General features: G+C 70.5%; 11 protein-coding genes. 6 read left to right on the plus strand and 5 right to left on the minus strand.

The genetic code is table 11. The annotated features are described in order from the left end of the window. The first annotated feature begins 27 nt into the window (after positions 1–27). Positions 28–1,194 (plus strand): NAD(P)/FAD-dependent oxidoreductase, encoded by a 1,167-nt coding sequence (locus F563_RS0109675; protein WP_019014469.1) that lies wholly within the window; start codon positions 28–30, stop codon positions 1,192–1,194. Positions 1,195–1,197: 3 nt separating this feature from the next. Here the strand turns inward: F563_RS0109675 and F563_RS0109680 are convergent, their stop codons facing one another. Both F563_RS0109680 and F563_RS0109685 read right to left on the minus strand, forming a co-directional pair. After that, positions 1,198–2,166 carry a D-2-hydroxyacid dehydrogenase gene (locus F563_RS0109680; protein ID WP_019014470.1) on the minus strand — a complete coding sequence of 323 codons (969 nt, stop codon included), beginning with the start codon at positions 2,164–2,166 and terminating at the stop codon, positions 1,198–1,200. Positions 2,167–2,178: 12 nt separating this feature from the next. Beyond that, complete coding sequence (locus tag F563_RS0109685; RefSeq protein WP_019014471.1) at positions 2,179–3,399, minus strand: M24 family metallopeptidase; 1,221 nt, start codon at positions 3,397–3,399, stop codon at positions 2,179–2,181. Positions 3,400–3,513: 114 nt separating this feature from the next. On the opposite strand from F563_RS0109685, the gene F563_RS0109690 reads away from it, so the two are divergent. The 5 genes from F563_RS0109690 (at position 3,514) to F563_RS0109710 (ending at position 8,734) form a co-directional block, all read left to right on the plus strand. Continuing rightward, positions 3,514–4,749, plus strand: a complete 1,236-nt coding sequence (locus F563_RS0109690; RefSeq protein WP_019014472.1) for a metal-dependent hydrolase family protein — start codon at positions 3,514–3,516, stop codon at positions 4,747–4,749. 63 nt (positions 4,750–4,812) lie between these two features. Beyond that, complete coding sequence (locus tag F563_RS0109695; protein WP_019014473.1) at positions 4,813–5,688, plus strand: ABC transporter permease; 876 nt, start codon at positions 4,813–4,815, stop codon at positions 5,686–5,688. 4 nt (positions 5,689–5,692) lie between these two features. After that, complete coding sequence (locus tag F563_RS0109700; RefSeq protein WP_019014474.1) at positions 5,693–6,784, plus strand: ABC transporter ATP-binding protein; 1,092 nt, start codon at positions 5,693–5,695, stop codon at positions 6,782–6,784. After that, positions 6,784–7,818: an ABC transporter substrate-binding protein gene (locus F563_RS0109705; RefSeq protein WP_019014475.1), complete on the plus strand. Its 1,035-nt coding sequence runs from the start codon at positions 6,784–6,786 to the stop codon at positions 7,816–7,818. Before F563_RS0109700 ends, F563_RS0109705 begins: the two co-directional genes overlap by 1 nt. A gap of 1 nt (position 7,819) precedes the next feature. Continuing rightward, positions 7,820–8,734, plus strand: a complete 915-nt coding sequence (locus F563_RS0109710; RefSeq protein ID WP_019014476.1) for an ABC transporter permease — start codon at positions 7,820–7,822, stop codon at positions 8,732–8,734. Here F563_RS0109710 and F563_RS0109715 read toward each other — a convergent pair. The 3 genes from F563_RS0109715 to F563_RS0109725 all read right to left on the minus strand — a co-directional run bounded on the left by F563_RS0109715 (position 8,704) and on the right by F563_RS0109725 (position 11,716). Continuing rightward, positions 8,704–9,096 carry a DUF5368 family protein gene (locus tag F563_RS0109715; RefSeq protein ID WP_019014477.1) on the minus strand — a complete coding sequence of 131 codons (393 nt, stop codon included), beginning with the start codon at positions 9,094–9,096 and terminating at the stop codon, positions 8,704–8,706. The genes F563_RS0109710 and F563_RS0109715 overlap by 31 nt on opposite strands. Before the next feature lie 11 nt (positions 9,097–9,107). Continuing rightward, positions 9,108–10,424, minus strand: coding sequence for an NAD(P)/FAD-dependent oxidoreductase (locus F563_RS0109720; RefSeq protein ID WP_019014478.1), 1,317 nt, complete (start codon positions 10,422–10,424; stop codon positions 9,108–9,110). A gap of 101 nt (positions 10,425–10,525) precedes the next feature. Then, positions 10,526–11,716, minus strand: a complete 1,191-nt coding sequence (locus F563_RS0109725) for a M24 family metallopeptidase (protein WP_019014479.1) — start codon at positions 11,714–11,716, stop codon at positions 10,526–10,528. Between the last annotated feature and the right edge of the window lie 39 nt (positions 11,717–11,755).

The raw sequence follows: 11,755 nt of genomic DNA on the forward strand, positions 1-11,755 counted from the left end.
CGTCCACCCGCGCGGCAGAGTAGTGCCATGAGCGAACGCTTCGACGTGGTGATCGTGGGCGGGGCCGCCATGGGCGCCTCGACCGCCTGGCATCTCGCCTGTGATCTCGGTTTCGCCGGGCGCGTGCTGGTGATCGAGAAGGACCCGTCCTATGCGCGCGCCGCGACCGCGCTCTCGGCGAGCTCGATCCGGCGCCAGTTCTCGACCGCGATCAATGTGCGTGTCTCGGGCTACGGCGTGGCCTTGCTGCGCGACGCGCCGGCGCGGCTCGGCATCGACGCCTCGTTCCGCGAGGGCGGATATCTGTTCCTCGCGACCGACGCGGGGCGGGCGACGCTCGCGGCGAACCACGCGGTGCAGACCAACGAGGGGGCGGATGTCGTGTGGCTCGACCCGCCGGCGCTCGCCGCGCAGTTCCCCTGGCTCGCGCGCGACGGCATCGCCGCCGGCACCTGGGGACGCACCGGCGAGGGGTGGTTCGACGGATTCGGCGTGATGCAGGCGATGCGTCGTGCCTCGCGCGCGGCCGGGGTGACGTGGCGCACGGCGGAGGTCGCGGCGATCGAGGCTTCGGCCGGCAGCGCGACCGGCGTGCGGCTCGCCGACGGCACCGCGATCGACGCCGGCACGGTGATCGTGACCGCCGGCACGGCTACGCCCGAGCTGCTGCGGCCCTTCGTCGATCTGCCGGTGCGGCGGCGCAAGCGGCTGATCTTCTACATCCGGACCCCGGCGTCGCTGCCCGGCTGCCCGCTGCTGATCGACCCGACAGGAGTCTACATCCGCCCCGAGGGCGAGGGCTTCATCTGCGGCACCGCGCCGCCGGAGGAGGCGGATCCCGATGTGGCGGAGGACGATTTCGACGTCACGCCCGACTTCTTCGAGGAGCGCGTCTGGCCGGTGCTGGCCGCGCGAATTCCGGCGCTGGAACACCTGCGCGTGGAGCGTTCCTGGGCAGGGCACTACGATCTCAACACCGCCGATCACAACGCCCTGGTCGGACCGGTGCCGGGCGTGGCCGGGCTGTTCGCGGCGTGCGGGTTCTCGGGCCACGGCATCCAGCAGGCGCCGGCGATCGGGCGCGGGCTCGCGGAACTCGCGCTGCACGGACGCTACCTGGCGCTGGACCTCGCTCCGCTCGCGCTCGGGCGGTTGGCGGAGGGACGTCTGGTGCTGGAGCGCAACGTCGTCTGAGCGTCAGACCACCTGGTTGCGCAACGTCGCCTCGCCGCGCCAGAGCCGGTCGAGATTCTCCAGCAGCAGGTCGATCACCGCATCCTCGTAGCGCCGCGTCTCGCCGCCCGTATGGGGCGTAATCAGCACGTTCGGCAGCGTCCAGAGCGGGCTCTCCGCCGGCAGCGGCTCCTCCACCGTCACGTCGAGCGCCGCGGCCGAAAGGTGCCCCGTGCGCATCGCCTCGATCAGCGCGGTCTCGTCGACAACCTTGCCGCGCGCGAGGTTCACCAGCTGCGCGCCGGGCTTCATCGCACTCAGCGCGTGGGCGTTCACCAGCCCGGTGGTCTCCGGCGTCAGCGGACAGGTGAGCGCCACGATGTCGGCCTTGCCCCACAAGGTCGGCAGCGCGTCGAAGCCGTGGATCTCGTCCGCGCCCTGCGCGCCGGCCGACGGATCGCGCCGCACGCCGATCACGCGCATGTCGAACGCGCGGGCCAGCCGCGCGAGCCGCCCGCCGATCCGTCCGATCCCCACCACCAGCAGCGTCTTGCCGCCGAGCTCGTCCTCGCGCCGGGTCAAGTCGCCGATCATGCCGCGCCAGAACCGCTTCTCCTGGTTGTGCACCGCCTCGGGGATGCGGCGCGCGATCGCCAGGATCAGCGCCATGCCGTGCTCGGACACCGCATTGGCGTTCGCGCCCTGCGCGCTCGCGAGGCGAATGTTGTGCGCGGCCAGCTCCTGCTTGTCGTACTGGTCCACGCCCGCGCTGATCGACTGGATGAAGCGCAGCTTCTTCGCTTTCGGCGCGAGGTCGTTCCTCCACATCCCCGACACCACCACCACGTCGGCCTCACCGATCCGCGCCTCCATCTCCTCGCGCGTGCGCACCTCGTAGAAGCGGATGCCGGTCTTGCGCAGGGGGAAGCGTTCGCCGAACCGGTAGGCGACATGGGCGAAGCAGACCGTGAGCCGGTCCTTCGGTGGCAGCATGGGCTTCCTCCCTCAGCGATCCAGATCGAACGGATCGTCCACGGATTTGCACGGCGTGGTGAACCACGCGGCCCCGGTCTCCGTGACGTGGATGTGATCCTCCAGCCGGATGCCGCACTCGCCATAGACCGCAAGCGTGGGCTCGATCGAGCCGCACATGCCGACATCGAGCGGCAGGTCGTTGCCCTTGACGAAATAGGGCTCCTCATGCCCGTCCATGCCGACACCGTGGCCGACCCGGTGCGGCAGGCCCGGCACCTTGTAGCCGGGGCCGAACCCGGCCGCGACGATCACCGCGCGCGCCGCATCGTCGAGCGCGCCGCACGCGACCCCTGGCCGGGCCGCCGCGAAGCCGGCCGCCTGGCTCGCCTTCACCGTGTTCCACAGGAAGCGCTGCCGGTCGGTCGGTTCGCCGAACACGTAAGCGCGCGTGATGTCGCTGCGATAGCCGTGCAGCGCCGCCCCGCAGTCGATCAGCACGACCTCGCCCGGCTTGAGCGTCTGCGCATAGGGCACGCCATGCGGATAGGCCGAGGCCTCGCCGAACAGCACGATGTTGAACGGGCAGCCGCCGTCGAACCCGGCCTTGCGGTGGGCGGCGTCGATGAAGGACTGCACCTCGGTCGTCGGAATGCCCTCGCGCAGGATGCGCGCCGCGGCGATGTGGATCTTCACCGTCATGCGCATGGCCTGGCGTATCAGCGCAAGCTCGTGCTCGGTCTTGCGGCTCCGCAGATAGGAGGCGATCGCGGCCGAGCGAACGAAGCGGTAGTCCTCGCCGCCAGCGGCCCTGATCTCGTCGGCGATGAAGAAGCGGGCATGGTCATCAATGCCGATCGTGCCCGAGCCGATCTGGAGGTCCCTCAGCGCCTCGACGAACAGCGTGTAGGGGCTCTCGTCCTCCTCCCAGCCGCGTACGGGGCCGGGGATCTTGAGCATCGTGCGGATGCGCTCGGCCTCGAACTCCGGGCAGATCCAGGTGATCTCGCCGCACTTGGGCAGGATCGCGCCGACCATGCGCTCGGACTGGCCGTGCGAGACGCCGGTGAAGTAGGCGAGGTTGGTCGAGCCGTCGAGCCAGAGCGCCTCCAGCCCGCGCTCCTCCATCAGCGCGCGCGCGGCGGCGATACGGCGCTCGTGCTCCTCCACCGCGATCGGCGGCACCGCGTCGCGCTCGTTCACGATCCCGGCGAGCTCCGTCGCCGCATCCGATCCGCCGACACCGACCGTCATCGTTCTCCCCCTGTGCGTGGCGGCGCGCACCCTGCCCCAGCCCCCGCCGATCGTCCACCCGTTGACCGGCGCGGCCGGCGCGCGGACCATCGCCCGACCATGAGGGGTGCCGCCATGCCATCGACGCTGTTCCGCAACCTGCGCCTGTTCGACGGGACGACGCCGCATCTGATCGAGGGGGCGGAGGTGCTGGTGGAGGGCGGGGCGATCGCCGAGGTGTCCGACCGGCCGATCCGCCATGATGGCGCGCACGTGGTCGACCTGGGCGGACGGACGCTCATGCCCGGGCTGATCGACGCGCACTACCATGCCTACGCGGCGGACGCGAATATCGGCCGGCTCGACCTGATGCCGCGCAGCCTGATGGCGCTGCACGCGCGCCGCTTCCTGGAAGCCTCGCTCAGCCGGGGCTTCACCACCATCCGCGACGTGGGCGGCGCGGATTTCGGCCTCGCGGTCGCCTGCGAGTCCGGGCTGATCGACGGGCCGCGCCTCCTGTACTGCGGCCGCGCGCTCTCGCCCACCGGCGGGCATGGCGATTCCCGCCCGAATGCCTGGCTCGAACAGTTCTGCGGCTGCTGCGCGCCCGCCCTCTCGATCGGCGTGATCGCCGATGGCGTGGACGAGGTGCGCCGCGCCATCCGGGCGGAGCTGAAACGCGGCGCGCACGCGATCAAGATCATGGCCTCGGGCGGTGTGGCCTCGCCGTCCGATCCGATCTGGACCTTGCAGTACAGCGACGAGGAGATCGCCACCGCCGTGTGGGAGACCAGGGCCTGGCGCACCTATGTTGTGGCCCACGCCTACACGCCCGAGGCGATCACCCGCGCGGTCAGCCTCGGCGTGCGCTCGATCGAGCATGCCAACCTGATCGACGAGCCGACCGCCAGGCTGATGGCGGAGAGGGGCGCCTTCGCCGTGCCGACCCTCGTCACCTACGACGCGCTGGACAAGGACGGCCCGGCCCTGGGCCTGCCGAAGGAGAGCCAGGAGAAGCTGAAGGTGGTGCGCGCGGCCGGGCTGCGCAGCCTCGAAATCCTGAAGGCGGCGGGGGTGCGCATGGGCTTCGGCACCGACCTGCTGGCCGAGATGCACCGCCGCCAGTCCGACGAGTTCGTGATCCGCCGCGAGGTGCTGACGGCCGCCGAGATCCTGGCCCAGGCGACCAGCGGCAACGCCGCCCTGCTCAACCGCGCGGGCGAGCTCGGCACGGTGGCCCGCGGCGCGGTCGCCGACCTGATCGTGGTGGACGGCGACCCGCTCCGCGACATCGGCGTGCTCACCGGCCAGGGCGAGCGCATTCCGCTGGTGATGCTGGCCGGGGCGATCCGGCGCAACCGGCTGCATTGAGCCTGCTTGCCGCAGCGCGGGACGGTTCCTAGGATCGCCGCCGGAGAGGCACGGGAGATCGGTGTGACCACGCGCGCGCTGGAGGCGGCGAGGAACGGGGCCGCGGCAGCGCCGGCGGCGGGACTTGCACGGCTGAAGCGCCGCGCCGGGCGCTGGGCGCTGCGCGGGCTCGCCGGGCTCGTGTTCTTCTTCATCTTCATCCCGGTGATCTTCGTGCTCTGGATCAGCCTGTTCCAGCAGCAGATCGTGTCCTTCCCGCCCGAGGGCTACACGCTCCGCTGGTACGAGAATGCCTTCGCGCGCAGCGAGTTCCGCCACGGCTTCGGCCTCAGCCTGCAGGTCGCGTTCATCGCCATGGTGATCGGCGTGACCTCGGGCGCGGCCGGCGCTTATGCGATCGTACGGTTCCGCTTTCCCGGCCGCGAGGCGTTCAACAACCTGCTGCTGGGCCCGCTCGTGGTGCCCGGAATCGTCGCCGGCACCTCGCTCTACGTCTACTACATCATGGTCGAGAACCTGCTCGACGTGGATTTCCGCGGCACGCTGCATGGGCTGGTGCTCGGCCACATCCTGCTGACGATCCCGTGGACCGTGCGGCTCGTCTCGGCCTCGCTGGTCGGGCTCGACCGCGCGGTCGAGGAGGCGGCGATGAACCTCGGCGCCGGGCCCTGGACCACGTTCCGCCGCATCACCCTGCCGATGATGCGCCCCGGCCTGGTCGCGGCATCCCTGTTCAGCTTCATCCAGTCCTTCGAGAACCTGGAACTGACGCTGCTGCTGGTCGGGCCCGGCCGCACCACCCTGCCGGTCGCGATGCTGAACTACCTCGAATTCCGCATCGACCCGACCATCGCCGCGGTCGCGTCGGTGCAGATCGTCCTGATCGGCGCGCTGATGCTGATCACCGACCGCTTCGTGAAGCTCTCGCGGATCGTCTAGGCCGATGAGCGAACTGATCCTGGATCGCCTGCGCAAGGAATACGGCAGCTTCGTCGCCGTCGATGACGTCTCGCTGCGCGTCGAGGAGGGCGAGCTCGTCGCCCTGCTCGGCCCCTCCGGCTGCGGCAAGACCACCACCTTGCGCATGATCGCGGGCTTCATCGAACCGACCGCAGGGCGCATCACGATCGGCGGCCGCGACGTGACCTGGGAGCCACCGTATCGGCGCGACACCGGGATGGTGTTCCAGTCCTACGCCCTGTTTCCGCACATGACGGTGGCGCAGAACGTCGCCTTCGGGCTGGAGATGCGCAAGGTGCCGCGCGCCGAGGCGGAGACGCGCGTCAGGCAGGCGCTCGATCTGGTCCGCCTCGGCCATCTCGCCGAGCGCCTGCCGCGCCAGCTCTCGGGCGGGCAGCAGCAGCGCGTGGCGCTGGCCCGTGCGCTCGTGGTGAACCCCGGCGTGTTCCTGCTCGACGAACCGCTCTCGAACCTCGACGCCAAGCTCCGGCTCGAGGTGCGCGTCGAGATCCGCGAGCTGCAGAAGCGGCTCGGACTGACCACCGTGTTCGTCACCCACGACCAGGAGGAGGCGCTGACGCTCGCCGACCGGCTGGTGGTGATGGATCACGGCGTGGTGCAGCAGGTCGGCACGCCGGAGGAGCTCTACGAGTCGCCGGCGAACCTGTTCGTCGCCGGCTTCATCGGCCGCTCGAACGTGCTGCGCGGGCGGCTCGCCGAGCGCGGGCGGTTCATCTCCAAGGGCGGGCTCGCGCTGGCCGTGCCCGCCGACGGGATGGCTCCGGGCGAGGCCGCACTCGCCCTGCGGCCGGAGCGGATCGTGGTCGCGCCGGGCGCGTCCGATGGCGGCGTGGTCGGGCGCGTGGCCCTCGTCACCTATCTCGGCGCGGCGACCGAGTACCGCGTCACGCTCGACGGCGGCGAGACGATCACCGCCTCGGTGCCGACACCGCGTCCGGGCGACCCGCTGAAGCAGGTCGCGGCCGGCGATGCCGTGACTCTCACCTGGCCGGCGGAGAGCTGCCGGCTGCTCGCGCCCGGACCGGGCGCCACACCCGACGAAGGAGGCTTGTGATGACACGACCGACGATCGGCCGCCGCGCGCTGCTCGGCGCCTCGGCCGGACTGCTCGCCGCACCCGCGATCGTGCGCGCGCAGAGCGGCGGGCGCGTGGTGGTGGGCACCTGGGGCGGCGACTACCAGGACCTGCTGACCGCGAACATCGCCGATCCGCTGATGAAGCCGCAGGGGATCGAGGTGCTGTATGACGTCTCGGTGGCGCCGCCGCGCAAGACCAAGCTGCTGGCCGAGCGGATGACGCGCCGCGGTACCTATGACGTCGCCTGCCTGTCGGACATCGACATGTTCGAGATGGCGCAGCAGAACCTGTTCGATCCGCCCACGCCCGATCTCGTGCCGAACATGAACAACGTGATCGAGGCGCTGCGGAAGCCCTACGCGCTGCCGCATATCTATTCGGGCAAGGTGATCCTCTACAACCCGGACCGGATGGACAAGCCGACCTCCTACAACGACCTGTGGGATCCGAAGCTGCGCGGGCGCGTCGGGCTCGCCGACGGGCTGTACATGCAGTTCATTGAGAGCGCGGCGCTGATCAATGGCGGCAGCCCGAGCAATTTCGAGCCGGCCAAGCCGAAGCTGCTCGAGCTGAAGCGGCTGGAGGCGAAGGTCTATCCCTCGAACGAGGCGCTTGCGGCGGCGCTGAACAGCGGCGAGGTGTGGGCCACGATCATGTGGCTCGCGCGCGGCTTCATGTGGAAGAAGGCCGGCATCCCGATCACGCACGCGGTGCCCAAGGAGGGTGCCACACCGATCGTGTTCGACAAGGCCGTGCCGCGCAACGCGCCCAACAAGGCGAATGGCTGGAAGTGGATGCAGGCGATGCTGGAACCCTCGGCCCAGGGCGGCTTCGCCGAGCGCATGGGCTATGTGCCGACGGTGACGAACGCGCCGCTGCCCGAGGCGCTGGCGAAGGAGATCAGCTTCACGCCCGAGGAGCAGGCGAACTTCGTCAAGATCGACTACCAGTACGTCGCCGACAACAACGCGCGCCTGCTCGACTGGTGGACGCGCGAGTTCAAGGGCTGAGATGGCAACGGCGACGGCGATCGGGGCCCGGCCGGGCGGGCAGCGGGCCGAGGGGTTCAGCCTCGGCCCGTTCCTGCTCGTGCCGGCGAGCCTGCTCGTCGTCGCCTTCCTGGCCGCACCCCTGCTGGTGCTGTTCCGCTACAGCTTCAACCGCTACAGCCCGCGCGAGTTCATGGTCGACGCGTTCACGCTCGAGAACTACGCGCGTTTCTTCACCGATGCCTATTTCATCGGCGTGCTGGCGACGACCGTGCAGGTGGCCGCCGTGTGCACGCTGGTGTCGCTGCTGTTCGCCTATCCCCTGGCCTATCTGATGGCGCGCACCGAGAGCCGCTGGAAGAGCGCGCTCGTGATCGCGGTGGTGTTCCCGCTGATGGTCGGCAATGTCGTGCGCGCGGCCGGCTGGATGGCCGTGCTCGGCAATGAGGGGATCGTCAACCATCTGATGCTGAGCATCGGGCTGATCAGCCGGCCGGTGCGGCTGATGTACACGCCGTTCGCGGTCTATGTCGGCATCATCGCGGTGGTGCTGCCCTACATGATCCTGACCTTGCAGAGCGTGATCGAGGGGATCGGGCGCGAGGTGGAGGAGGCGGCGGCGAATCTCGGCGCCGGACCGATGACGACCTTCCGTCGCGTGCTGTTGCCGCTGTCGCTGCCGGGCGTGATCGCCGGCGGCACGCTGGTGTTCATCCTGTGCATGAACGCCTACGCGACCCCGGTGCTGCTCGGCGGGCCGCAGTTCAAGATGATGGCGCCGGCGCTGTACGACCAGTTCACGCGCACCACCAACTGGCCGTTCGGCGCAGCCCTCGCGTTCATCCTGATGACCAGCACGCTGCTGCTGACGATCGTCGGCACCACCGTGCTGTCACGCCGGATGCATCACCGCAAGCTGGAGGCGGCCCCCCGCTGAAGCGCCGGCGCGGCTGCGCCGGAGCGCCGGCCAAGCGCGAGCGCCAGCAGCGGCAGCACCCCAAGCGCCGCGGCAACGCCGGCGCCGAGGCCGACCGCGGCCCAGGTCAACCAGTCGAGCGCGCCCGCGAGATCGCGGAAGCCCGCGTTGGTGAAGCCCGGCAGCGCGACCAGCACGCCGAGTGCCACCAGAGCGCCGAAGCCGGCGGCGATCCGCGCCGCCGCGCCCCACTGCGCACCGCGGCGCAGCGCCAGCAGGACAAGGGCGAGGTCGACCAGCGCAACCATCGCGGCCACCCACAGGAGTGCGCCGAACATCTCGCCAGTGATGGCGGCGAGCGCGCGCGGTGCGAAGAGTTCCATGGTCGCCTCCCTCAGATCTGGCCGTGCAGCATGGCCCGGTAGATCGGGCCGAGCAGCTTGTCCTTCATCACCCAGGGCACCCAGTGCTCGGTCAGCGGATCGATGAAGGGGAAGGTCGGGGTCAACCTGCCCTCGTAGTCGAACTCCACCAGCATGGCGCGGCCCGGCTGGGTGATGAGCGGGCAGGAGGTGTAGCCGTTATAGGTCGCATCCATGCCGCTGCCGGCGAGGAACGCGACCAGGTTCGCCGCCGCGACAGGCGCCTGCGTCTTGACGCTCGCCGCCGTCTTGCCGCGCGGCACGCCGGCGACATCGCCGACCGCGAACACCTCCGGGAAGCGCGGGTGCTGCAGGGTGTCGCGGTTCACCTCGACCCAGCCGTCCTCGGCGAACGGGCCCGACTGCCAGGCGAGCGCACTCTCGCGCACGGCCTTGGGTGCGGCCATCGGGGGCACCACGTGGAGGTAGTCGTAGCGCACCGCCTTGGGCCCGTCGGGCGTGCGGAAGGTCGCGGTCTTCGTGCCCGGATCGATCGCGGTCAGCGTGTGCTCGTAGGCGAAGGCGATGTCGCGCGCGCTGAACAGCTCCAGCACCTTGGCGTGCACCGGCGCGACCGCGAACAGGTTGCGGAACGGCGTGAAGTAATGGATCTCGGCACGGCCGCGCGTCCCCGCCTCGCGCGCGCGGGCATCCCACAGCATCGCGCCCTTCAGCGGCGCGCCCGCGCATTTCATCTCGGTCGGAGGACGGCCGTGCACCGCCACCCCGCCCGTCTCCATGAAGCGTCGCAGCACGCGCCAGGTCGCCTCCGCGCCCTCCGGCCCGGCATAGACCGAGGCGATGCCGTCGCGGCCGATCAGCGCGGGATCCATGCCCTCGATACGGCTCCATTCGAGGGTGCAGCCGGTCGCGACCACCAGCGCGTCGTAGTCGTGCGACGAGCCATCGGTCGCGACCACGCGCTTGGCCTCGGGCTCGAAGGCCGCGACATCGGCGCGCACCCAGGTCACGCCCGGGGCCACATACGTGGCTGTCTCGCTCACCACCTTGCCGACCGGCCAGACGCCGGAGGCGACCATGGTGAAGCCGGGCTGGTACCAGTGCGCCGCGCGCGCGCCGATCAGCGTGATGCGCGCGCCGTCCAGCATCCGCGACAGCTTGGACGCCATGGTCAGCCCGGCCGCACCGGCGCCGGCGATGACGATGCGCGCCCGCGTGCGGAGCGCCTGGGCGCGGGGGGCGCCGGCCAGCGGCGCGACGACCCCGGCGGCGGCCGCGACGCGGAGCAGATCGCGGCGCCTCGGATGGGAGAGGGCAGACCCCGGCATGGTGCTTCCTCCGATGGTGTTTTTACCTTCGAAGAAAATAAATTATGCCTCGATCCCCCTCCTGTCGTTGATCTATGTCAGGTCCGAACCGGCCGGCCGGATCAGCCTACGGTCTGGTTTTTCAGGTCCTTCGGCGCCTTGGTCAGCACCTCCGGCGTCTTGCCGACCACCACCGTGTCGTCCTGGCGGAAGCCGCCCACCCCCCAGAGATAGATCCCCGGCTCGCAGGAATAGACCTCGTTCGCCATCAGGGGCCGGTGCAGGAAGGCGGTGTCGTCGGGGAACTCGTGGCCGAGCGTCCCCATGCCATGACCGGTACGGTGCAGGATGTTGGCGCCGAAGCCCGCCCGCTCGATCACCCCCTGCGCCGCGGCGTCGAAGGCCGAGACGGGATTGCCCTCGACCAGCGCCTCGATCGCCGCCTGGTTCGCCGCGTTCGCCGCCTCGAACGCCTTGACCTGGATGTCGGACGGCTTGCCGCAGAACCACGTGCGCTCGTTCTCGATCACGAGCCCGTTCACGCGCGGAATGACGATGTTGACCAGGCCGTGGCCCGTCTCGATGCGCGCGCCGGTCGGCTGGCCATCGCCGTGCGGGGCGCAGGAGGCGGGGCCGGAGAGCGTCCAGCAGCGCAGTTCCACGTTCTGGCCCGGGAAGCGGCGCGCCGCCTCCTCGGCCATCAGCGCCGCCATGCTCATGTCGAGCTCCTGCACGAGGCGGCCGGGGCGGATGTGCTCGCGGTAGCGGTCCTGCACCCAGTCGGAGAGGGCCGCGGCCTCGCGCATCACCGCGATCTCCTCGTCGCACTTGACGAAGCGGAGCGTGCGCATCTCCGCGGTCGCGGGGATCAGCTTCGCCTCGGGCAGCAGCGCGACCGCGCGCGCGAGCGGCCCGCCCCCGGCATCCGCGCCGATGCGCGCGCGGCCGAGCCCCTTGGCCTTCAGCGTCTCGGCGACCAGGGCTGGCCACTGCGGATAGAGCGCCAGCCGCGCACCGACACGCGGGTGCTCGGCATACATCGTGATGTCGTCCACCCACATCCGCTGCGCCTCGCGCGCGAAGCGGATGTGGTTGGTCGAGAGCTCATGCATCACCGCGAAGGGTGCGCCGTCGCGCGGTACCACCAGCAGGATCGGCCGCTCCCAGGTCTGCACATCGGTGTGGAAGTTGGTGCCGAACTGGAAGAAGTCCGGCGTGGTGAAGGCGATCGCGTCCCAGCGCTCGCGGTCCATCAGGGCGGTCATCAGGCCGCGCCGGTAGTCGAACACGGCGCGGCTCAGGAAGTTGGCCATCGGTCGGTCCCTTTCGGTGGTGCGGCGCGGAGCATGGCA

Origin of the sequence: Elioraea tepidiphila DSM 17972 (assembly GCF_000378465.1) — a bacterium.
GTDB classification, from domain to species: Bacteria; Pseudomonadota; Alphaproteobacteria; order Acetobacterales; family Acetobacteraceae; genus Elioraea; species Elioraea tepidiphila.

Excerpts from the sequence above, each read along its gene's own strand:
- F563_RS0109675 (WP_019014469.1), top strand. The coding sequence starts at position 28 with ATGAGCGAACGCTTCGACGTGGTGATCGTGGGCGGGGCCGCCATGGGC.
- F563_RS0109680 (WP_019014470.1), bottom strand. The coding sequence starts at position 2,166 with ATGCTGCCACCGAAGGACCGGCTCACGGTCTGCTTCGCCCATGTCGCC.
- F563_RS0109685 (WP_019014471.1), bottom strand. The coding sequence starts at position 3,399 with ATGACGGTCGGTGTCGGCGGATCGGATGCGGCGACGGAGCTCGCCGGG.
- F563_RS0109690 (WP_019014472.1), top strand. The coding sequence starts at position 3,514 with ATGCCATCGACGCTGTTCCGCAACCTGCGCCTGTTCGACGGGACGACG.
- F563_RS0109700 (WP_019014474.1), top strand. The coding sequence starts at position 5,693 with ATGAGCGAACTGATCCTGGATCGCCTGCGCAAGGAATACGGCAGCTTC.
- F563_RS0109705 (WP_019014475.1), top strand. The coding sequence starts at position 6,784 with ATGACACGACCGACGATCGGCCGCCGCGCGCTGCTCGGCGCCTCGGCC.
- F563_RS0109710 (WP_019014476.1), top strand. The coding sequence starts at position 7,820 with ATGGCAACGGCGACGGCGATCGGGGCCCGGCCGGGCGGGCAGCGGGCC.
- F563_RS0109715 (WP_019014477.1), bottom strand. The coding sequence starts at position 9,096 with ATGGAACTCTTCGCACCGCGCGCGCTCGCCGCCATCACTGGCGAGATG.
- F563_RS0109720 (WP_019014478.1), bottom strand. The coding sequence starts at position 10,424 with ATGCCGGGGTCTGCCCTCTCCCATCCGAGGCGCCGCGATCTGCTCCGC.
- F563_RS0109725 (WP_019014479.1), bottom strand. The coding sequence starts at position 11,716 with ATGGCCAACTTCCTGAGCCGCGCCGTGTTCGACTACCGGCGCGGCCTG.